Here is a 22,164-nt window from a genome sequence, read left to right as displayed (position 1 = left end):
GGGAGCGTCGGTCCGCTCAGCCCGGTGGGTGCTCGGCGCGTGGCCGCCCCAGGGACTCCAGGGCCGGCAGGGCTTCGCGCAGGCGACGGCGGGCGTCCGGGGGGAGGCGGGTGATGGCCCGGCACAGGGCGCTGGTGGTGTCGCGGCGTGCCGCGTGGAGGACCGCCGAGCCGTCCGCGCTGAGGCCGATCAAGCTCGCGCGCTGGTCCGCGGGGTCGCTGCGGCGGTCGATCCAGCCGGACGCCGCGAGGAGGTCGACCATCCGGGAGGTGGTGGACAGCGAGATGCCCATCCGCGCGGCCAACTCCCCGATCCGCAGCGGGCTGTGCTCCGCCAGGACCCCTAGCGCGGCGAGCCGGCTGGGGGTGAGGTCCGGATGGGTGCGCTGGTCGCCACGGAGCACCGGCGCCAGGTGTTGGAGCGCCGCCCGCAGCCGGCCGGCCGCCTCCGCGTCGGTGACCGGGGCGGGCTCGGAGGCGAGGTCGGGGGCGAGGTCGGGGTCGGGGGCCGTCATCGGGTCCCTCCTTCCTTGTCGTCGTGCACGTACGTGTTCCTCTTCCTCGTCTTCGTGCACGTACTTCCCGCCCCGCAGCAGCGAGGCGAGCGCGGCGATCACACACGCGGCGATGGCGAAGTCGAACGCCACCGACAGGCCCTGGGCGAACGGCCCGGAGATCAGTTGCGGAAAGAACTCACGGCCCGACAGATACGCGGCGTGCCCGGGCGGGAGCCGGTCAAGGACGTTTGTCCCGAGCAGCGTACGCACCGGGTTGTAACCGAGGAGGGAGGCGAACAGCACGCCCACCGGCGGCAGGGCGGCGACCTTCGCCGCGTCGTCCGCCGGCACCCCCTGGGCGGTGAGCCCGTGCGTCAGCGCCCCCGGCAGCGCACTGGCCAGCCCGGCGATCATCAGCGAGAAGAACACCCCGATGGAGAGCACGACGGCGGAGTTCTGGAAGGTGGTGCTGATGCCCGCTCCCACGCCCCGCTGGTCGGGCGGGAGGCTGTTCATGATCGCGGCCCGGTTCGGGGCGGCGAACAGGCCCATGCCGATGCCGTTCAGCAGCAGGATCCCGGCGAAGTAGGGGTACGCGAAGTCGACCGGCAGCGCTTCGAGGGCTGCGAAGCTGGCCGCGGCCAGCAGCATCCCGCCGGTGGCGAAGGTCCGGGCGCCCAGCCGGTCCGAGGCCCAGCCGGAGACGGGCCCGGCGACGAGGAAGCCGAGGGTCAGCGGCAGCATGTAGATGCCGGCCCACAGCGGGGTCTCGGCGAAGCCGTAGCCGTGGCGGGGCAGCCAGATGCCCTGGAGCCAGATGATCAGGATGAACATCAGCCCGCCGCGGCCGAGTGAGGCGAGCAGACCTGCGACGTTGCCCGCGGTGAAGGCGCGGATGCGGAAGAGCCCGAGCCGGAACATCGGCGCGGCCACCCTCGTCTCGATCACGCAGAAGAGCGCGAGGAGCGCGATGCCGCCGCCGATGGCCGCGAGCACGGCCGGGTTCGTCCACCCCATGGGGTGGCCGCCGTAGGGCTGGATTCCGTACGTGATGCCGGCGAGCAGCGCGATCAGCCCGATCGCGAAGGTGGCGTTGCCCCACCAGTCGAGTCGGGCGGGGGCCCGCACGCCCTGGTCGCGCAGTTTGAGGTAGGCCCAGGCCGTGCCGAAGAGCCCGAAGGGCACCGACACCAAGAAGACCAGCCGCCACTCGATCGGCCCCAGCAGTCCGCCGAGCAGCAGGCCGAGGAAGGACCCGGCGATCGCGGCGACCTGGTTCAGCCCGAGCGCGAGGCCGCGGCGGTCCGCCGGGAAGGCGTCGGTGAGGATCGCGCTGGAGTTGGCCATCAGCATGGCGCCGCCGACGCCCTGGAAGACCCGCATGGCGATCAGCCAGAGCGCACCGGCCGTGCCGTGCATCCAGGTCACCGAGAGCAGTACGGAGAAGAGCGTGAAGACGGCGAAGCCGGCGTTGTACATGCGGGTGCGGCCGTACATGTCGCCCAGCCGGCCGAAGCTGACCACCAGGACGGCCGTGACGACCAGATAGCTCATGATCAGCCAGAGCAGCAGTCCGGTGTTCTGCGGCTGGAGCGGGTCGACGCCGATGCCGCGGAAGATGTCGGGCAGCGCGATCAGCATGATCGACATGTTGATCGAGGCCATCAGGACGCCCAGGGTCGTGTTCGACAGGGCGATCCACCGGTAGCCGGACCCCGGCGTCGGGTCCGGTCGTCGCCCCAACGGCGCCGCGGCACGGACCTGGCTCGTTCCCATGGAGATCACTTCCAACGGAACGGTTTACTTGCTTGCCCACAACCAATCTAATGCGCCCGCTCCCACCGGGCCAGGGGCACCGCGCCCGCTCCCACCGGCCCCCCGCCCGGCCCCGCCCGGGCCCACCGTGCGCCACTCCCACGGCCCCGTGCCGCACCGCCTTCCGGACGACCGCCGCGGCCCTTCGACGCCTCACCGCCACCGTGCAGTGATATGACCTGCATGGGACATTTTGCGTGAATCGTCCCTTCCCACGGAGGCATCCTCATGAGCGGGACAGCTACCGCCGACGCCGGCCCCGCCGGCGGCGCGGACACCGAGCCCGGCCCGGTCCACATCCTCTGGATCAACGCGGGGCTGAGCTGCGACGGCGACTCCGTCGCCCTGACGGCCGCGATGCAGCCCAGCATCGAGGAGATCGTGACCGGTGCACTGCCCGGGCTGCCGCCGGTCGCCGTGCACTGGCCGCTGATCGACTTCGAGTGCGGCCCGGTCCAGGGCGCGGACAACTTCGTCGAGTGGTTCTTCAAGGCGGACCGCGGCGAGATCGATCCGTTCGTGCTGGTCGTCGAGGGGTCGATCCCCAACGAGCAGATCAAGCAGGAGGGCTACTGGTGCGGCTTCGGCGACGATCCGGAGACCGGCCAGCCCATCACCACCAGCGAGTGGCTGGACCGGCTGGCGCCGAAGGCCACCGCGGTCGTCGCGATCGGCACCTGCGCCACCTACGGCGGCATCCACGCCATGGCCGGCAACCCCACCGGCGCGATGGGCGTGCCGGACTACCTCGGCTGGGACTGGAAGTCCAAGGCCGGGCTGCCCATCGTCTGCGTCCCCGGCTGCCCCATCCAGCCGGACAACTTCGCCGAGACCCTGACGTACCTGCTGTACCAGCTCGCGGGCGCGGCGCCGATGATCCCGCTGGACGACCGGCTGCGCCCGACGTGGCTGTTCGGGGCGACCGTCCACGAGGGCTGCGACCGCGGCGGCTACTACGAGCAGGGCCAGTTCGCCACCGCGTACGGCACCCCCGAATGCCTGGTGCGGCTCGGCTGCTGGGGTCCGGTGGTCAAATGCAATGTCGCCAAGCGCGGCTGGATCAACGGCATCGGCGGCTGTCCCAACGTCGGCGGCATCTGCATCGCCTGCACGATGCCCGGCTTCCCGGACAAGTTCATGCCGTTCATGGACGCCCCGCCCGGCTCCCACCTCTCCGCGAACGCCAGCTCCGCCTACGGCGCCGCGATCCGTCGACTGCGCGCCATCACCACGAAGACGGTCGACAAGGAACCCAAGTGGCGCCACCCCGGACGCGAGCTGACCACCGGATACCGCTCCCCCTGGTGACCGGCGCCGGCCGCCGCCACCGCCCGCCCCCACCCCCGCACGCGAAAGGGCACGACTGACAGATGGCACCGACGACGAAGGCGGCCGGCGACAAAAGCGGCCTGGTGGAGATGGCTTGGGACCCGATCACCAGGATCGTGGGCAGCCTGGGCATCCACACCAAGATCGACTTCAAGCAGAAGCGGGTCGCGGAGTGCTACAGCACCTCTTCGGTCTTCCGCGGCTACAGCGTCTTCATGCGCGGCAAGGACCCGCGCGACGCCCACTTCATCACCAGCCGGATCTGCGGCATCTGCGGCGACAACCACGCCACCTGTTCCGTCTACGCGCAGAACATGGCCTACGGCGTGAAGCCGCCGCACCTGGGCGAGTGGATCATCAACCTCGGCGAGGCCGCGGAGTACATGTTCGACCACAACATCTTCCAGGAGAACCTGGTCGGGGTCGACTACTGCGAGAAGATGGTCCGGGAGACCAACCCGGGGGTGCTGGAGCGGGCCGAGCGCACCGAGGCGCCGCACGCCGGGGACCACGGGTACCGCACCATCGCCGACATCATGCGCGCCCTCAACCCGATCGAGGGCGAGTTCTACCGGGAAGCGCTCCAGGTCAGCCGGTACACCCGGGAGATGTTCTGTCTGATGGAGGGCCGGCACGTCCATCCCTCCACCCTCTACGCCGGCGGCGTCGGCACGGTCGCCACCGTGCAGCTCTTCACCGACTACCTCACCCGGCTGATGCGCTACGTGGAGTTCATGAAGAAGGTCGTCCCCCTCCACGACGACCTCTTCGACTTCTTCTACGAGGCCCTGCCCGGCTACGAGGAGGTCGGCCGCCGACGGGTGCTGCTCGGCTGCTGGGGCAGCCTGAACGACCCGGACCACTGCGACTTCACGTACCGCAACATGACGGACTGGGGTCGGAAGATGTTCGTCACCCCGGGGATCGTGGTGGACGGCAAGCTGGTCACCAACGACCTCACCGAGATCAACCTCGGCATCCGGATCCTGCTCGGCTCCTCCTACTACGAGGACTGGGAGGGCCGCGACCTCTTCGTCACCCACGACCCGCTCGGCAACCCCGTCGACCCCCGCCACCCCTGGAACCAGCACACCATCCCCGCGCCGCAGAAGCGGGACTTCGACGACAAGTACAGCTGGGTGATGTCACCGCGCTGGTTCGACGGCAAGGAGCACCTGGCCCTGGACACCGGCGGCGGGCCCATCGCCCGGCTGTGGTCGACCGCGCTGTCCGGACTCGTCGACATCGGCTACGTCAAGGCCACCGGCCACAGCGTCAAGATCACCCTGCCGCGCTCCATGACCAAGCCGGAGACCACCTTCGAGTGGAAGATCCCGCAGTGGAGCAACGCCCTGGAGCGCAACCGGGCCCGCACCTACTTCCAGGCGTACGCCGCAGCCGCCGCCCTCCACTTCGCCGAGAAGGCGCTGGACGAGGTGCGGGCGGGCCGCAGCCAGACGTGGGAGAAGTTCGAGGTGCCGGACGAGTCCATCGGCTGCGGCTTCACCGAGGCGGTGCGCGGGGTGCTCTCGCACCACATGGTGATCCGGGACGGCAAGATCGCCAACTACCACCCGTACCCGCCGACCCCGTGGAACGCCAGCGTCCGCGACAGCTACGGCACCCCGGGCCCGTATGAGGACGCGGTGCAGAACACCCCGATCTTCGAGGAGAACTCCCCCGAGGACTTCAAGGGCATCGACATCATGCGGGCCGTGCGCAGCTTCGACCCCTGTCTGCCCTGCGGGGTGCACATGTACGTCGGCGGCGGGCGCACCCTCCAGCAGATGCACGTCCCCACCGGGCTGAGCGGACTGGGCGGATGACGGCCGAGACCTGCGGCGCGGCGGTCCAAGAGGCCCTGGACCGGCTGGCGGAGCAGGGCGAGGACGCCCTGACGGCGGGCGAGGCGCTGGCCCGCGAGCTGATGGCGCTGCACACGGAGGGGCTGACCGCCCTGCTGGCCGGGCTGCCGGCGGACGCGCTCGCCGGGGCGCTCGACGACCCGTCGGCGGCCGGTCTGCTGGTCCTGCACGATCTGCACCCGCAGGACGTGACCGGTCGCGTCGAGCGGGCGCTCGCCTCGGTGCCGCAACTGCGCGCCGAACGAGTGGACTTCGACGCGACCACCGGCGCACTCACCCTGCGCAAGCCGGCGCAGGGCGGCGGCTGCGGCTGCGGCGGCGGGGGCGAATCGGCCGTGGAGGACGCCCTGGCCTGCCACGCCCCCGAGGTCACCTCGATCGTCTGGCGCACCGCGCCCGCCGATCCGCCCCTGCTCCAGATCGGCAGCCGTCCCCCGGCGGCGGTCCGGTGAGCACCCGTCAACTGGACCGCGCGGGCTCGGCGTTGCTGCGCACGCTGCGCCGCCCGGCCGAGCCGGCACAGCGCCCCGAGCGGTGCGCGTTGTGCGGGGTGCGGCTGTCGGGGACGCACCGCCATCTCGCGGACACCGCGGAGCGCTCCTTGGCCTGCGCCTGCACTCCGTGCGCGCTGCTGTTCCAGCGGCCCGGCGCGGCCGGCGGACGCTATCGCCCCGTACCGGACCGGCTGTTGTACGACCCCGTCGGCGCCCCGGGGCCGGACATCTGGGCCCGGCTGCGGATCCCGGTCAGCACGGCCTTCCTGCTGCACAACGCCGACCGGGCGCAGCCGGTGCTGTGCTACCCCAGCCCCGCCGGGGCGACCGAGAGCGAACTGTCCCCCGCCACCTACGAGGACGTCTTCGGCGGCAGCCGGCTCGCCGCCGTCCTGGAGCCGGACGTGGAGGCGCTGTTGCTGCGCCGCAGCGGCAGCGGCGGCAGCAGCGGGTCGGAGCGGATCGAGTGCTTCCTGGTCCCCGTCGACCTCTGTTACGAGCTGGTCGGCCGGATGCGGCGCACCTGGCAGGGCTTCGACGGCGGCGCCGAGGCCCACGCCGAACTCGACGCCTTCTTCGCGGCCGTCGACGAGCGGGCCCGACCCCTGAACGAGGAGTTGTCGCCATGACCGAACTCGCCTTCGCCTGTACGGAAGTGCGGGCCGACCGGCACGCCGCCGGGCCCACGCTGCTGTTCCGGCTGCGGATCACCGCGCCCGAGCACATCCGGGTGCACGCGCTCGCCCTGCGCTGCCAACTGCGCATCGAACCGGCGGGGCGGGAGTACTCCCCCGCCGAGTCGGATCGGCTCACCGGGCTCTTCGGCGAGCGGAAGCGGTGGGCCACCACCCTCAACCCCGTGCAGTTCGCCGAGGTGTCGACGATGGTGCCCGGCTTCACCGGTGAGATGGACGTCGAACTCGCGGTGCCCTGCACGTACGACCTGGAGATCGCCGCCGCCCGCTACTTCCGGGCGCTGGACGACGGGGAGGTGCCGCTGCGGCTGCTCTTCTCGGGCACGGCGTTCAGCGGCCCGGCCGGCTTCCAGGTCACGCCCGTGCCCTGGGACCGGGACGCCACCGTCCGGCTGCCGGTGCGGGTGTGGCGGGAGATGATCGAGCAGCACTTCCCCGGGTGCGGCTGGCTACGGCTGCCGGGCGACCTGATGGACGAACTGCTCGCCTTCCGCGAGCGGCGGGCGCTGCCCTCGTGGGAGGCCACGGTCTGCGCGCTGCTTGAGGCCGCGGCCACCCATGACGAGGTGCGGGAGATCGCGGAGGGCGTGCGATGACGGATGCCGCCACGCTCGCGGACACCGGGGCCACAGGGGTCACAACGGACGCCGAAGTCGAGTCGTACGCAGTGGTGGACTTCCCGCCGGAGCTGGCGCAGCGGTTCACCACGGCCCGCGAGGTCGCCGACGCCGTCCTCTTCGAGGGGTACGTGCTCTACCCGTACCGGGCGTCCGCCGCCAAGAACCGCCTGCGCTGGCAGTTCGGGGTCCTGGTGCCGCCCGCGTACGGGACGGACTCGGCGGAGCCCTCGCACCAGCGGGCCGAGTGCCTGATCGAGCCGCGGGCCGGCGACCGGCTCGCGGTCGAGGTGCGGTTCCTGCGGGTCCAGCACCGCACGGTGCAGCGGGCCGCGGGGCAGGGGGCGGGCCGGACGTTCGAGACCGTGCCGGAGTTGGAACTGCCCGACCGGATCCTCGTGCCGTGGGACGAGGGCGTGGTGGAGCAGGTACGGCTGGTGGTGCCCGTCGAACAGCTGGCGGACGGCGTGCGCCACCCCTTCGTCCTGCCCGCCTCCCACAGCGAGCAGGACGTGACCGACGGCGCGGGACGGGTCGTGGGGCGGCTGGCGCGCGAACGGCAGGAGGTGCGCGCGACCGTACGGCTGACGGCCCGTCCTCTGCCCGGGCCCCACGGCGCGCTGCGGCTGACCGCCGCGGTGGAGAACACCTCGCCGTGGCGCCCCGGCGCCGGTGCCCGCCGGGCGGACGCGCTGCCGCACGCGCTGGTGTCGGCGCACCTGCTGCTCGCCCTGGACCGGGGCTCCTTCCTGTCGGTGACCGATCCCCCTCGGTGGGCGGCCGGCGCGGTGGCCGAGTTGCGCAACGAACACGTCTGGCCCGTGCTGGCGGGCGCTGACGGCCGCGCCGACGCGGTGCTCTGCTCGCCGATCGTCCTGGAGGACCATCCGCGGCTGGCGCCGGAGAGCCCGGGCGCGTTGTACGACGCCACGGAGATCGACGAGATCCTGGCGCTGCGCACCACCGCCCTCACCGACCGGGAGAAGCGGGAGGCCCGCGGCACGGACGAGCGGGCGGGCGCGGCGGTCGACCTCGCGGACTCGCTGCCGGCCGAGGTGTGGGAGCGGCTGCACGGAGCCGTACGGGCGCTGCGCGAGGTCACCGGGGCCGACTCGGCGGCCGAGGGCGAGGGGCGGGCGCTGCCGTGGTGGGACCCGGGCGGCGACCGGGACGTGGACCCGGCGCGGGACCGGGTGGTGATCGACGGCACGTCGGTCGGCGCGGGCAGCCGGGTGCGGCTCGGCCCCGGACGGCGCCGCACCGACGCCCAGGACCTGTTCCTGCACGGCCGTACGGGGGTGGTGGAGGCCGTGTTGCACGACGTCGACGGCTCGGTGCACCTCGCGGTCACCGTGGACGACGACCCCGGCGCGGACCTGTGGCGTCTCCAGGGCCGGTTCCGCTACTTCCAGCCCGATGAACTCACCCCGCTGGGGGAGGCGTGAGGCCCCCCGGGGTGCTGGTCGCCGATGTGCTGGTCGCCGGCGTCGGCAACATCTTCCTCGGCGACGACGGGTTCGGGGTGGAGACGGTGCGACACCTCCAGCGGCTCGGGGTGCCCGAGGGCGTGGAGGTCGTCGACTTCGGGGTGCGCGGGGTCCACCTCGCGTACCAACTCCTCGACGGATACCGCACCTTGGTCCTGGTCGACGCGGTCTCGCGCGGCGGGGAGCCGGGCACGGTGTACCTCATCGAGCCGGACGCTGACGGGGCGGGCGGCGCACCGGTGGAGCCGGGCGGGGCCGTGGCCCTGGACGGCCACGGCATGGGTCCGGACGCGGTGCTGAAGCTGCTCGGCTCCCTGAGCGAGGGCACCGGCGGCACGGCGCCGGAGCGGGTGGTCGTGGTGGGGTGCGAGCCGGCGTCGCTCGCGGAGGGCATCGGGCTGTCCCCGCCGGTGGCCTCCGCCGTGCCGGAGGCGGCCCGGCTGGTCCTGAACGTCATCGCCGAGGAGCCGTCGACCACTGCCGCGTCGAGCACCGCACCGACGGGCCCGACGGGGGTTCACAAGAGCTACGAGAGTCACGACAGAAGGGCGTCGTCATGGTGAAGACCCTGCTCGTCACGGCAGCCGGGGCGGCCGTCGGCGTGGTGCTCTGGCAGATCCTGCCGGACGTCAAGCGCTACTTGCGGATCTCCCGGATGTGACCGGGCGCGCGGTCGGCTCCCGCCCGCGTCCCGGACTGCTGCGAACGGGGTGCGCTCGAAGGCCGCGCCGGCGTGGCACCCCGTCCGGGCCGGCGCCGCCGCGTCCAATGGAGCCGCGCCCGTGCCGTGCGTCCGAGCCGGACGGGCCCGTCGAGCACCACCACCGGGGACCGTCCGCCCCCTTCGCCGTGGAACTGTCGTCGAACTGCCGTGGAATGAGGCGCGCCGATGCACGAGATGTCGATCGCGGTTGCCGTGGTCGAGCAGGTCGCGCGGGCGGCCGAGGAGCACGGTGCGAGCGCCGTGAAGACGGTGGCGCTGGACGTCGGCGAACTCGCCGGCGTGGTGCCGAATGCCCTGGACTTCTGCTTCGCGCTCGCCTGCGAGGGCACCGCGCTCGCGGGCTCCGTGCTGCGGACGCGGACCGTGCCGGCGCGCGCCCGGTGCGCGGCCTGCGACGTCGAGTGGTCCCCCGGGATACCCCCCGACCTGGGCTGCCCGCAGTGCGCGGGCGGCGCGCGGGTCGCCCTGCTGACGGGGCGCGAGTTGCACATCCGCGGCGTCGAGTGGGCCGAGCGCCCCGACAGCGCCCGCGGCTGACCGAAGAGGGTTTAAGGAAACGGGTTCCATGTGCCGTACGGCCGATCTGCGACGGGCAATCCTCGCCCACAACGACGACAGCGCCCGGGCGCTGCGGGCCGCACTGGCCGCCCGCGGCACGGTCGCCGTGAATCTGCTCTCCAGCCCGGGCAGCGGGAAGACGGCGCTGCTGGAGGGGGAGTTGGCACTGGCCCGTGAGCGCGGGGTGCCGGTGGCCGCCCTCACCGCGGACCTGGCGACCGAGAACGACGCGCGGCGGCTGGCCCGCTCGGGCGCTCCGGTGCAGCAGGTGCTCACCGACGGCCTGTGTCATCTGGAGGCCGTGATGCTCCGCGGCTATCTGGCGGGCTGGCTGCCGAAGGACACGCACGTGCTGTTCGTGGAGAACGTGGGCAACCTGGTCTGCCCGGCGGCGTACGACCTCGGCGAGTCGCTGCGGGTGACCCTGGCGTCGGTGACGGAGGGCGAGGACAAGCCGCTGAAGTACCCAACGGCCTTCGGGCTGGCCCAACTCGTGCTGGTGACGAAGGCGGACATCGCGGAGGCCGTCGGCTTCGACGAGGCCGCCTTCCTGGCGAACGTCGCACAGGTCAACCCGGGCGTGGAGGTGGTGTTCACCTCGGCCCGCAGCGGCCTGGGCACGGGCGTGCTGCTGGAGCGGGCCCTCGCCGTGCGGGAGGGCCGGCAGGCGCACCGGCCGGTGATGGCCTCCGCGCCCGCCGCCGACTCCGCTGCGGCCGGCGACCGGGCCTCGGACGACGCGCTCGACCACGTACACGACCACATGCACCATCGGCACGAGGTTCCGCACGAGCACTCGCCCGTACCGGAGCCGGGGCAAGGCCGCGACCACGACCACGGCGGCCGGTCGCGCGACCTGCTCGGCGCGGTCGCCCACGAGCACCCGGCCGTGGACCGCCCGTGACGGTCCACCAGTCTCCGGCGCCCCTGCTGCGGCGCCGGGTCTCGGTGCACGGGCTCGTCCAGGGCGTCGGCTTCCGACCGTTCGTCCACGCGCTGGCCGCCGAGTTGGCGCTGTCCGGACACGTCACCAACACCGGCGACGGCGTGCTCGTGGAGGTGGAGGGCGCGCCGGGTGCGGTGGACGGCTTCTGCCGCCGGCTGGCCACCGACGCTCCCCCGCTCGCGGACGTAGCCGCCGTCCACCAGGAGGACATCGCCGCGACCGGGGCGTCCGGCTTCGCCATCACGCCGTCGCACCCCGATGCCGGCGCGCCCTTGGGCGGCGCCGGGGCGATGATCCCGCCCGACGTCGCGACCTGTGCGCGGTGTCTGGCCGAACTCGCGGACCCGGCGGACCGCCGGTACCGGCACCCCTTCATCACCTGCACCGACTGCGGCCCGCGCTTCACCATCGTCACGGCCCTGCCCTATGACCGGGCGCACACCACCATGGCGCACTTCCCGATGTGCGCCGACTGCGCCCGGGAGTACGCCGACCCGGCCGACCGCCGGTTCCACGCGCAACCCGTCTCCTGCCACGCCTGCGGCCCGCGCCTGGCCCTGGTCGCCCCCGGCGCTGGCGCGCTCGACGGCGCCGCGGCCCTGGCGCGCGCCCGACGCCTGCTCGCCGGGGGCGCGGTGCTGGCGGTGAAGGGCATCGGCGGCTACCACCTGGTGTGCGACGCGCTGAACGCGACGGCAGTGACCTTGCTGCGTCGGCGCAAGAACCGGGGTGACAAGCCGTTCGCGGTGATGGCCCGGGACGTGGCGGGCGCGGCGGAGTTGGTGCACCTGGACGCGGCGGAGCGGGCGGTGCTGACGGGGCCGGCCCGCCCGATCGTGCTGCTCCGGCGCCGGGCCTCGGACGGGGGCGGCGGGGAAGGCCCTTCGCCGCAGGTCGCCGCCGCACTCGACGCCGTCGCCCCGAACGCCCCCGACCTCGGTGTGCTGCTGCCGTACGCCCCGCTGCACCATCTGCTGTTCGGTCTGCCCGGCGATCCGCCCGGGCCCGCGCTGTTGGTGATGACCAGTGCGAACCTCTCCGGCGAGCCGATCGTCACCGACGACGCCGAAGCGCTGTCGCGGCTCGCCGGGCTGGTGGACGCCTGGCTGGTGCACGACCGGCCGATCCGGGTGCCGTGCGACGACTCGGTGGTGCGGGTCGTGGACGGTGCACCGCTGCCGCTGCGCCGCTCGCGCGGGCTCGTGCCGACGCCGCTGCCGCTGCCGACGTCCGTGCCGCCGCTGCTCGCGGCCGGCGGAGACCTGAAGAACGCGTTCGCGATCGCCGAGGGCCCGCGCGCCTGGCTCTCCGGCCACGTCGGCGACATGGACGACCTGGCGACGCTCGACGCATTCGACCGGGCGGTGGACCATCTGTCGGCGGTCTGCGGGGTGCGGCCCGAGTTGGTGGCGAGCGATCGCCACCCCGGCTACCGGTCCGCGCGGCGCGCCGCCGCGCTCGCCGACGGGCGGCGCACGGTGCGCGTCCAGCACCACCACGCGCACGTCGCCGCGGCCATGGCGGAACACCGTCGGGACGGCTCCCGGCCGGTCATCGGGGTCGCCTTCGACGGCACCGGGTACGGCGACGACGGCGCCGTGTGGGGCGGCGAGGTGCTGCTCGCCGACTACGCCGGCTACCAGCGCTTCGCCCGGCTGGCGTACGTGCCGCTGCCCGGCGGGGACGCGGCGGTGGCCCGCCCTTACCGGATGGCGCTCGCGCACCTACGGGCCGCGGGCATCGCCTGGTCGCCCCGGCTCGCCTGCGTCACCGCGTGCCCGGCCGCCGAACGGCTGGCCTTGGAGCACCAGTTGGCGTCCGGGCTGCACTGCGTGCCGACGTCCAGCATGGGGCGGCTGTTCGACGCGGTGTCCTCGCTCGTCGGGATCTGTCACCGGGCCGGGTACGAGGCGCAGGCGGCCGTCGAGTTGGAGGCGGCGGCCCGCGCTCACGGCCCGGTCGACCGCGGCTATCGCTTCGCGCTACACGCGAACAGCGGTGACGACGGTGACAGCGCTGACGGTGGCGACGGTGGTGACGGCGCCCTGTGCGCCGACCCCGGCCCGGTGCTCGCGGCGGCCGTCGCCGACCTGCGCGCCGGGGCGGGCACCGGGCGGGTGTCGGCCCGCTTCCACGCCGCGGTCGTCGACCTCGTACGACGGCTGTGCGCACTCGCCCGCGAACGGCACGGGCTGACTGAAGTCGCCCTCACCGGCGGCGTCTTCGCCAACGCCGTGCTGCTGTCGGGCTGCGCCCGCGGGCTCGCGGCGGACGGTTTCGCCGTGCTGCGGCACCACCGGGTGCCGCCCAATGACGGAGGGCTGGCCCTCGGCCAGCTGATGGTGGCCGCGCACGCCGCGGACCGAGAGGAGGGCGCACCATGTGCCTGGCAGTGCCCGGCAGGGTGATGGAGATCGGCGAGCGGGACGGCACCCGGATGGCCGTCGTGGACTTCGGCGGCGTGGTGAAGGACGTGTGCCTGGAGTACCTGCCGGACCTTCGGGTCGGCGAGTACGCCATCGTGCACGTCGGGTTCGCCCTCCAGCGGCTGGACGAGGAGTCGGCGCGCAGGACGCTGGAGCTCTTCGGCGAACTAGGGCTGCTGCAGGAGGAGTTCGGGGATCCGTGGGAAGCGGCGGCGGAGCAGGCCGACGCCCCGGATCCGCAGTCGGGACCGGAGGCGCGGCGGTGAAGTACTTGGAGGAGTTCCGGGATCCGGCGCTGGCGCGCCGACTGCTCGACGACATCCGGGCGACGGTGACCCGACCCTGGGCGCTGATGGAGGTGTGCGGCGGCCAGACGCACACCATCATCCGGCACGGCATCGACCAACTGCTGCCCGAGGGCGTCGAGTTGATCCACGGCCCGGGGTGCCCGGTGTGCGTCACCCCGCTGGAGGTCATCGACAAGGCGCTGGAGATCGCCGCCCGCCCCGGGGTGGTCTTCTGCTCCTTCGGGGACATGCTGCGGGTGCCCGGCAGCGACCGCGACCTGTTCCGGGTCCGCAGCGAGGGCGGTGACGTACGGGTGGTGTACTCGCCGCTGGACGCGCTGCGGATCGCCCGGCAGAACCCGGACCGCGAGGTGGTGTTCTTCGGCATCGGCTTCGAGACCACCGCGCCGCCCAACGCGATGGCCGTCCACCAGGCCCGCCGGCAGGGCGTGCGCAACTTCAGCATGCTGGTGTCGCACGTGCGGGTGCCCCCGGCGATCGAGGCCGTCATGACCTCGCCCGACTGCCGGGTGCAGGGCTTCCTCGCGGCCGGGCACGTGTGCAGCGTGATGGGCGTCGACGAGTACCCGCCGCTCGCGGCGCGGCACCGGGTGCCGATCGTGGTGACCGGCTTCGAACCGCTCGACATCCTGGAGGGCATCCGGCGCACGGTGCGGCAGTTGGAGCGCGGCGAGCACGTCGTCGACAACGCGTATCCGCGTGCCGTGCGGCCGGAGGGCAACCCGGCCGCGCGCGCCGTGCTGGCGGACGTCTTCGAGGTCACCGACCGCGCCTGGCGCGGGATCGGGGTGATCCCGCGCAGCGGCTGGCGGCTGTCCGAGCGCTATCGGGACCACGACGCCGAACACCGCTTCGCCGTCACGGACATCGCCACCAAGGAGCCCGCCGAGTGCCGCAGCGGCGAAGTGCTCCAGGGGCTGATCAAGCCGCACGAGTGCGCGGCCTTCGGGACCCTGTGCACCCCGCGCACCCCGCTCGGCGCCACGATGGTCTCCAGCGAGGGCGCCTGCGCCGCGTACTACCTCTACCGCCGTCTCGGCGCCCCCGCCGCTCCCCTGGAGGCGAACCCCGTTGGCTGACACCCTGACCGGCGCCGCGCCGGACCTCTCCGGCTGGAGCTGCCCCCTGCCGCTGCGCGACCACCCACGGGTGGTCATGGCACACGGCGGGGGCGGCGCGATCTCCGCCGAGCTGATCGAGAACGTCTTCCTCCCGGCCTTCGGCGGCGCCGCGCTCGCCGGCCTCGCCGACTCGGCGGTGCTGCCCGTCGGCGGGGCGCGGATCGCCTTCTCGACGGACTCGTACGTGGTCCGCCCGCTGTTCTTCCCCGGCGGCAGCATCGGGGACCTCGCCGTCAACGGCACCGTCAACGACCTGGCGATGAGCGGGGCCAAGGCGGCTTACCTGTCCTGCGGGTTCATCCTGGAGGAGGGCGTGGAGACCGCCGTCGTCGGCCGGATCGCCGAAGCGCTGGGGGCGGCGGCGCGCACCGCCGGGGTGGCGGTGGTGACCGGGGACACCAAGGTGGTGGAGGCGGGCCGGGGCGACGGCGTCTATCTCAACACTGCGGGCATCGGGCTGGTCCCGGACGGGGTGGACGTCCGGCCGCAGCGCGCCCGGCCGGGGGACGTCGTCCTCGTCAGCGGCGGCATCGGACTGCACGGCGTGGCGATCATGAGCATGCGCGAGGGCCTGGAGTTCGGCGTCGAGGTGGAGAGCGACTGCGCGGCGCTCGGCGGGCTGGTCGAGGCGATGCTCGCGGTCGCCCCCGATCTGCACGCGCTGCGCGACCCCACGCGCGGCGGGCTCGCGGCCTCGCTGAACGAGATCGCGGCGGCGTCCGGGACCGGCGTCGTGGTGCGGGAGACGGCCGTCCCCGTGCCGGAGCAGGTCGCCAACGCGTGCGCGGTCCTCGGCCTCGATCCGATGTACGTGGCCAACGAGGGCAAGCTGGTGGCGTTCGTCGCCCGGGACGACGCCGACGCGGTGCTGGCGGCGATGCGGGCGCATCCGCTCGGCGCGGACGCCGCGGTGATCGGGGAGTGCGTGGCGGAGCACCCGGGCATGGTGGTCGCCCGCACTCCGCTCGGGGGGACGCGGGTGGTGGACCTGCCGCTCGGGGAACAGCTCCCCCGCATCTGCTGACGGCGCCACGGGCGGGGGTCCGCGGCCCGCGCACCCCCGGTCGGGGCGGAGTACGGTGAAGGGAGCCGGGGTCGCCCCGGGCGCCCCGGGTGAAGGAGGTGCGCCCGGTCATGGACCAGGACCGCGCCGGCCGTCTGGTGGCGGCGCTGCGCAACCGTCGGGTGATGGCCCACGTCGTCGAGGCGGGGGTGTACGAGTTCGGCATCCGGGTGGTGCTGGACCAGGACGTCGAAGCCCTGTGGGACGTGGACGGGGCGGCGGGGCTGGACGCGGAGATCGTCAGCGACGGCGTGCTGATCGGCTTCGTACCGCACGTCCCGGGGTCGGAGGGGTTCAGCGACGACCAGCTCGTCGAGGCGATCGCGACGACGCGCTACGACACCCAGGGCCTGCATCCACCCGCCGACCAGGCGCCGCTGCCGCCGCCCGCGCCCCATCCGGACGCCGCCCCCGGCCCCGCCGCGCCGGAACCGCCGGTCGCCCGCTACCAGCGCCGGGCCCACTGGTTGAAGCGGGGCGGGCGATGACGCCTCCGCCCGCGTCCGACGGCGTCGTCGACGTCATCCGTACCTCACGGCTGCGCAAGGTGTACCCGGGCGCGGACTTCGCCGCGGTGGACGGGATCGACCTCAGGGTGCGGCGCGGCGAGATCTTCGGCCTCCTCGGCCCCAACGGCGCCGGCAAGACCACCACCGTGGGCATGCTGACGGGGCGTGTGGTGCCCACCTCCGGCACGGCGCTGATCGGCACCGTCGACGTGGTGGCGCAACCGGCGCGGGCCAAGCAGATCATCGCCGCGGTGACCCAGGAGAACACCCTGGACCGGGCGTTGGACGTCCGGGAGAACCTGTACTACCACGGGCTGCTGTTCGGGATCCCGGCCCGTGCCTCGCGCGAGCGGGCCGACGCGCTCCTCGACGAGTTCCGGCTCGCGCGCTGGGCGCGGTCCTCGGTGTACGCGCTGTCGGGCGGCATGGCGCAGCGGCTGATGCTGGCGCGCGCCGTCTTCCACCGGCCCGCGGTCCTCTTCCTCGACGAGCCGACGGCCGGCCTCGACCCGCAGGGCCGGCTCGCGCTGTGGGAGTCGTTGGCGCAGCTGATGGCCGACGGCCAGACCATCTTGCTCACCACGCACAACATGGAGGAGGCGGACCGCCTGTGCGACCGGGTCGCGATCATCGACCACGGCCGAATCCTGGCGCTGGACACCCCGGCCGCCCTCAAGCAGGGGCTGGGCGCCGACACCACGGTCACGGTCGTCGCCAAGGGCCCGGCCGCCGAGCTGGCGGCGGTGCTGCGCCGTGACGTGCCGGAGGTGGTGCGCAGCCGGCTCACCGACGGCGGGGTGGAGCTCCAGGTCAAGGGGAACGACCGGCTGCTCGCCCGGGTGGTGGCGAGTGCGGAGGCGGGCGGTTTCGACCTGGTCGACCTGTCGTTGGCGCAGAGCAGCCTGGAGACCGTCTTCATCAGCCTCACGGGCAAGGAGCTGAGGGAGTGAGGAAGTGAGGGGAGTGATGGTGTGGTGATCGACGTCGAGCCGCCGCGGTCCAGCGCTGCGGCGGCCCGCAGTGCGCTCTCCGCGCTGATCCGCCGGGACCTGCTCGTGCTGCGGAAGAACTTCGGCGAGTTCGTCGGCCGGACCGTGATGCAGCCGTTCCTGCTCGTCTTCGTCTTCCTGTACGTCTTCCCGGTCATCGGACAGGGCGTCGGCTCGGCGGGCGGCACCGCCGGCGAGTCGGAGTTCGCGACCGTGCTGGTGCCGGGGGTGGTGTCCATCGCGGTGATGTTCCAGGGCATCCAGTCGGTGGCGATCCAGATGTCCCAGGAGTTCGGCTACACCCGGGAGATCGAGGACCGGGTACAGGCGCCCTGCCCCATCTGGCTGGTGGCGGTCGCCCGGGTGCTGTCGGGGGCCGTGCAGGGCGTGATCTCGGCGGTCATCGTGCTGCCGATCGCGGCCGTGGTACACGCCCCGGGGGTCCATCCGGACCTGCACGTCCACTGGTGGATCGTGCTGACCCTGATTCCGCTGGCGTGCGTGGCGATGACCTCGCTCGGGCTGCTGCTGGGCACCACGTTCGAGCCGCGGAACATCGGGGTGATGTTCGGCTTCGTGATCCTGCCGCTGGTCTTCCTCGGCGGCACGTACTACCAGTGGACCGCGCTCGCACCGGTACACATCGGAGGATTCCCCTGGTTGCAGTCGCTGGTGCTGCTCAATCCGCTGATCTACATCAGCGAGGGCATGCGGGCCGGCTTCACCGATCTGTCCCATCTGCCGCTGTACGTCATCTACCCCGTGCTGCTGGCGTTCTGCGTGCTCTTCCTGGGGCTCGGGCTGCGCAACTTCCGGCGTCGCGTGCTGTCCTGAGCCGCCGCCCGCGGCCCGTTCCCGGCCGCCGTCACCGCAATTGACGTCTCATCAGATGTCCTATGCGTGAAGCCTCGTGGGACAGATGCCGAAGAAGGGGGACAAAGGGCAGGCCGTGACACGGATGCCCTCTTGTTGCACCACGTCCCGGTCCCCCACGATGACTAACGGTTCTTGACCCGTCCATGTCGCATGGGCGGGGTTTCCTTCTGCTCCACGCACGTTCCCTGCACCTCTACTCCGCGGCCGAGAGCGCCGCCAGCGCAAGGGAGACTTCGTGGTACGACGAACCGAGGGCACCAGACGCACCAGACGCACCCCGCGAGCCGGCCGCAGTTCGGCCGCGCGTTCGCTGCGGCTGCTGTGCGCGGCCCTGACCGCACTCGTCCTCTTACCCGTCGGCCAGGGGACGGCGGCGGCCCTCCCGGCAGCCGACCCCTCGCCCCCGGACCGCCGGGCGGCGGCCGAGCGCAAGATCGAGCCCGAGCTCAGGGCGCGGCTCGACAGCGGCAAGGCCGCCTTCTGGGTCCACCTCGACGGCGCCGCCGATCTGAGCGCGGCGTCCCGCGCCCGCACCAAGACCGCCAAGGCCGCGGCCGTCCTCGACGCCAAGCGGGCGCACGCCGACCGCAGCCAGGCCGGGGTCCTCAAGGCCCTCGCGTCGCTGCGGGTGGAGCACACCTCGTACTGGATCGTGAACGCCGTGCGCGTGGTCGCCGACACCAAGGTCGCCGATGCCCTGGCGCAGCGCGCCGACGTCACCCGGATCGACGCCGAGGACCGGCTGGCCCTGCCGAAGCCGCTTCCGGGCGGGTCCGAGAACACGGTGAACGCCGTCGAGTGGAACGTCGACCGGATCGGCGCGCCGCAGGTCTGGTCCGAACTCGGGGTGCGCGGCGAGGGCGTCGTCGTCGCCAACATCGACAGCGGCGTGGACTTCCAGCACCCCGCCGTCACCAACCAGTACCGGGGCCGCGGCGCCGACGGCAGCTTCACCCACGACTACAACTGGTTCGACCCGGCGAACGTCTGCCCGACGAAGGCGCCGTGCGACAACAACAACCACGGCACCCACACCATGGGCACGATGGTCGGCGACGACGGCGGCGAGAACAAGATCGGCGTGGCGCCGGCGGCCCGCTGGATCGCCGCCAAGGGCTGCGAGACCTCCTCGTGCTCCCAGGCGTCGCTGATCGCCTCCGGCCAGTGGATCGTGGCGCCCACCGATGTCAACGGGGCCAATCCGCGGCCCGACCTCGCCCCCGACGTCGTCAACAACTCCTGGGGCAGCGCGGCCCACAACCCCTGGTACAAGGAGATCGTCGCCACCTGGCGGGCGGCCGGGATCTTCCCCGCGTTCTCCAACGGGAACAACGGCCCGGCCTGCGCCTCCAGCGGCTCGCCCGGCGACTATGTCGCCTCCTACAGCTCCGGCGCGTTCGACGTGAACAACGCCATCGCCAACTTCTCCTCGCGCGGCGCCGGTGACGAGGGCGGCATCAAGCCGAACCTGGCCGCGCCCGGCGTCAACGTGCGCTCCGCGATCCGGGCCGGCGCCTACGGCTCCCTGTCCGGCACCTCGATGGCCTCACCGCACACCGCGGCCACGGTCGCCCTGGTCTGGTCGGCGGCCCCGGCGATCCGCGGCGACGTGGCACAGACCGAGGCGCTGCTCGACCAGAGCGCGATCGACGTCGACGCCACGACCTGCGGCGGCACCCCCGCCGACAACAACGTCTTCGGCGAGGGCCGGCTCGATGCGCTGGCCGCCGTGCGCGCAGCCCCGCGCGGCCCCGTCGGCGCCCTCGACGGCACGGTCACCTCGGCCGGGGCGCCCGTCGCCGGCGCCAGCGTCGTCGCCAAGGGCCCGATCGACCGCACCGCGGTGACCGCGGCCGACGGCCGCTTCTCCTTCCCCGCGCTCTCCGCGGGCGACTACGCGCTCACCGTCGCCAAGTTCGGCTACACGTCGGCCACCGGCTCCGCCACGGTCACCGAGAACGCCGCCGTCACCCGGGACTTCGGCCTCGTCCAGGCCGCTTCCGGGAAGGTCACCGGCACGGTCGTGGCGCCCACGGGACCGGCCGCCGGCGCGACCGTCACGGTCGTCGGCACCCCCGTCACGGCCACCACGGACTCCGCGGGAGCGTTCGAGGTCACCCTGCCGCACGGCACCTACGACCTGCGCGCCACCCATCCCGCCCGCTGTGTCACCGCCGGCACCAGCCCGCTCACCGTGGCCGGGGACACCACCGCCACCGTGACGCTGCCGGAGCGCACCGACACCTTCGGCCACGCCTGCACCACCGGTGACCGCGCCTTCGTCGCCGGCACCCGGGCCCTCGCGCTGACCGGCGACAACACCACCGAGCGGGTGGAGTTGCCCTTCCCCGTACCGCTGTACGGGAAGAACCACACCGTCGCCCACGTCGGCACCAACGGCACCCTCAGCTTCGGCGGCCCGCACACCTCGGACGCCAACACCTCGATCCCGAACGCGGCCACCCCGAACGCGACGCTGTACCCCTTCTGGGACGACCTGGTGGTCAGCGGCGGGGACTCCGCCGTGCACACCGGCGTCGTCGGCACCGCGCCGAACCGCGCGTACGTGGTGGAGTGGCGCAACGTCGTGCACTGGTCCGGACCGGGCGAGAAGTTCTCGTTCTCCGCGGTCATCGGCGAGGACGGCAGGATCTCCTTCCACTACAAGGGCACCGGCGGCGCCGGGTTCAAGAACGGCTCCAGCGCCACCGTCGGGGTGGAGAACGCCACCGGCACCGACGCGTTCCTCTACTCCTTCAACGCCCCCGTCGTCACCGACGGCCTGTCGATCTCCTTCCGCACCACCAAGCACGGCGTGGTGCGCGGCCAGGTGTTGGACGCCAACGACGGCAAGGGCGTCGACGGCGCCGACGTCACCGTGGGCACGGGCGCGTCCGCGGTCACCGTCACCACCGGGTCCGACGGCGGATACCTCGCCCAGGCCCCGCAGGGCGCCCAGCCCCTCGCGGTGAGCGCACCCGCCTACGAGCCGGTGCAGGGCACGGTCGCGGTCGAGCCTGACGCGGTCGCCCGCGACACCCGCTCCCTGCGCACCGGCAAGGTCACCCCGTCGCTGCCGGCGCTCGACGTCGTCGCCCCCGGGGACCAGCGGCGCACCCGCTCGCTGGAGCTGACCAACCCCGGCTCGGGGACCTCCTTCGCGGTGGCCGAGGACGCGCCCTGGCTGAGCGTCAGCCCGGCCGCGGGCGAGTTGGCGACCGGTGCGAAGCAGCCCCTGTCGCTCACCGTGGACACCGCGGGGCTCGCCCCCGGCACGGTGCTGAAGACGGAGTTGCGCATCGAGTCCCGCAGCGGGCGGACCCCGGTGCTCGCCGTGCCGGTGACGGTCGTGGTGCCTCGCTACCAGGCCGCGTTGGACATCGGTGCGAGCGCCGGATCCGTGGACGCGCTCGGTGACGCCTGGGTCCCGGACCGCAAGTACGCCAGCGGCTCCTACGGCCACCAGGGCTCGTCCGGCGTGCGCTCCACCGGTCGGACGATCTCCGGCACGAGCGATCAGGCGCTGTTCCGCACGGCGCGCGAGGGCATGTACGAGTACCGCTTCGACCAGGTGCCCAACGGGGTCTACACGGTCGAACTCGGCTTCGCCGAGGTGTCGGCCACCCGGCCGAACAAGCGGGTCTTCGACGTCATCGCGGAGGGCACTCAGGTGCTGCCCGCCCTGGACGTCGCGCTGGAGGCCGGCTCGTACGCGGCGGTGCAGCGGTCGTACACGGTGACCGTGACCGACGGGACGCTGAACGTGCGCTTCGTCGCCCGCGCCGGCTACGGCAAGCCGATCATCAACGCGCTACGGGTGACGGACCGGCCCGACAAGGGCTGACC

General features: G+C 73.2%; 18 protein-coding genes and 1 pseudogene. 17 read left to right on the top strand and 2 right to left on the bottom strand.

The annotated features are described in order from the left end of the window. Positions 1-16 precede the first annotated feature (16 nt). Positions 17-514, bottom strand: coding sequence for a MarR family transcriptional regulator (locus ABZ842_RS19365; protein ID WP_361538030.1), 498 nt, complete (start codon positions 512-514; stop codon positions 17-19). 54 nt (positions 515-568) lie between these two features. Then, positions 569-2,272 (bottom strand): annotated as a pseudogene (locus tag ABZ842_RS19360) (MFS transporter); the annotation flags it as partial. Positions 2,273-2,539: 267 nt separating this feature from the next. Here ABZ842_RS19360 and ABZ842_RS19355 point away from each other — a divergent pair. The 17 genes from ABZ842_RS19355 to ABZ842_RS19275 all read left to right on the top strand — a co-directional run bounded on the left by ABZ842_RS19355 (position 2,540) and on the right by ABZ842_RS19275 (position 22,162). Continuing rightward, positions 2,540-3,619, top strand: coding sequence for a hydrogenase expression protein HypE (locus tag ABZ842_RS19355; RefSeq protein WP_361537929.1), 1,080 nt, complete (start codon positions 2,540-2,542; stop codon positions 3,617-3,619). 62 nt (positions 3,620-3,681) lie between these two features. Then, entirely contained in the window at positions 3,682-5,466 is a 1,785-nt protein-coding gene (locus ABZ842_RS19350) for a nickel-dependent hydrogenase large subunit (protein WP_361537928.1), read from the top strand. Further along, positions 5,463-5,957, top strand: a complete 495-nt coding sequence (locus tag ABZ842_RS19345; RefSeq protein ID WP_361537927.1) for a thioredoxin — start codon at positions 5,463-5,465, stop codon at positions 5,955-5,957. The genes ABZ842_RS19350 and ABZ842_RS19345 overlap by 4 nt, the downstream gene beginning before the upstream one ends. A gap of 32 nt (positions 5,958-5,989) precedes the next feature. Then, the gene (locus ABZ842_RS19340; protein WP_361538028.1) at positions 5,990-6,628 is read left to right on the top strand and encodes a DUF5947 family protein; all 639 of its coding nucleotides are present in this window, start codon (positions 5,990-5,992) and stop codon (positions 6,626-6,628) included. Continuing rightward, positions 6,625-7,290 carry a DUF6084 family protein gene (locus ABZ842_RS19335; RefSeq protein ID WP_361537926.1) on the top strand — a complete coding sequence of 222 codons (666 nt, stop codon included), beginning with the start codon at positions 6,625-6,627 and terminating at the stop codon, positions 7,288-7,290. Before ABZ842_RS19340 ends, ABZ842_RS19335 begins: the two co-directional genes overlap by 4 nt. Next, on the top strand, positions 7,287-8,756 hold the full coding sequence (locus tag ABZ842_RS19330) for a hypothetical protein (protein WP_361537925.1): 1,470 nt from the start codon (positions 7,287-7,289) through the stop codon (positions 8,754-8,756). Before ABZ842_RS19335 ends, ABZ842_RS19330 begins: the two co-directional genes overlap by 4 nt. Further along, entirely contained in the window at positions 8,753-9,361 is a 609-nt protein-coding gene (locus ABZ842_RS19325; RefSeq protein WP_361537924.1) for a hydrogenase maturation protease, read from the top strand. The genes ABZ842_RS19330 and ABZ842_RS19325 overlap by 4 nt, the downstream gene beginning before the upstream one ends. A 326-nt stretch (positions 9,362-9,687) precedes the next feature. Beyond that, the gene (locus ABZ842_RS19320) at positions 9,688-10,059 is read left to right on the top strand and encodes a hydrogenase maturation nickel metallochaperone HypA (protein ID WP_361537923.1); all 372 of its coding nucleotides are present in this window, start codon (positions 9,688-9,690) and stop codon (positions 10,057-10,059) included. Positions 10,060-10,087: 28 nt separating this feature from the next. After that, the gene (hypB, locus tag ABZ842_RS19315; protein ID WP_361537922.1) at positions 10,088-10,984 is read left to right on the top strand and encodes a hydrogenase nickel incorporation protein HypB; all 897 of its coding nucleotides are present in this window, start codon (positions 10,088-10,090) and stop codon (positions 10,982-10,984) included. Beyond that, the gene (gene hypF / locus ABZ842_RS19310) at positions 10,981-13,434 is read left to right on the top strand and encodes a carbamoyltransferase HypF (protein ID WP_361537921.1); all 2,454 of its coding nucleotides are present in this window, start codon (positions 10,981-10,983) and stop codon (positions 13,432-13,434) included. Before hypB ends, hypF begins: the two co-directional genes overlap by 4 nt. Next, the gene (locus ABZ842_RS19305; protein WP_361537920.1) at positions 13,407-13,718 is read left to right on the top strand and encodes a HypC/HybG/HupF family hydrogenase formation chaperone; all 312 of its coding nucleotides are present in this window, start codon (positions 13,407-13,409) and stop codon (positions 13,716-13,718) included. Before hypF ends, ABZ842_RS19305 begins: the two co-directional genes overlap by 28 nt. Next, positions 13,715-14,839 (top strand): hydrogenase formation protein HypD, encoded by a 1,125-nt coding sequence (gene hypD, locus ABZ842_RS19300; RefSeq protein WP_361537919.1) that lies wholly within the window; start codon positions 13,715-13,717, stop codon positions 14,837-14,839. The genes ABZ842_RS19305 and hypD overlap by 4 nt, the downstream gene beginning before the upstream one ends. Next, positions 14,832-15,905 (top strand): hydrogenase expression/formation protein HypE, encoded by a 1,074-nt coding sequence (gene hypE / locus ABZ842_RS19295; protein ID WP_361537918.1) that lies wholly within the window; start codon positions 14,832-14,834, stop codon positions 15,903-15,905. Before hypD ends, hypE begins: the two co-directional genes overlap by 8 nt. A 110-nt stretch (positions 15,906-16,015) precedes the next feature. Continuing rightward, the gene (locus ABZ842_RS19290) at positions 16,016-16,432 is read left to right on the top strand and encodes a hypothetical protein (RefSeq protein WP_361537917.1); all 417 of its coding nucleotides are present in this window, start codon (positions 16,016-16,018) and stop codon (positions 16,430-16,432) included. Further along, positions 16,429-17,403 (top strand): ATP-binding cassette domain-containing protein, encoded by a 975-nt coding sequence (locus ABZ842_RS19285; RefSeq protein ID WP_361537916.1) that lies wholly within the window; start codon positions 16,429-16,431, stop codon positions 17,401-17,403. Before ABZ842_RS19290 ends, ABZ842_RS19285 begins: the two co-directional genes overlap by 4 nt. Before the next feature lie 21 nt (positions 17,404-17,424). After that, on the top strand, positions 17,425-18,276 hold the full coding sequence (locus ABZ842_RS19280; RefSeq protein WP_361537915.1) for an ABC transporter permease: 852 nt from the start codon (positions 17,425-17,427) through the stop codon (positions 18,274-18,276). Positions 18,277-18,553: 277 nt separating this feature from the next. Beyond that, positions 18,554-22,162 (top strand): S8 family serine peptidase, encoded by a 3,609-nt coding sequence (locus ABZ842_RS19275; RefSeq protein WP_361537914.1) that lies wholly within the window; start codon positions 18,554-18,556, stop codon positions 22,160-22,162. The last annotated feature ends 2 nt before the right edge of the window (positions 22,163-22,164 follow it).

Source organism: Streptomyces sp. NPDC047315, from assembly GCF_040643215.1.
In the GTDB taxonomy this organism is placed as follows: domain Bacteria; phylum Actinomycetota; class Actinomycetes; order Streptomycetales; family Streptomycetaceae; genus Streptomyces.
This window is presented reverse-complemented; position numbering and strand designations above follow the sequence as displayed.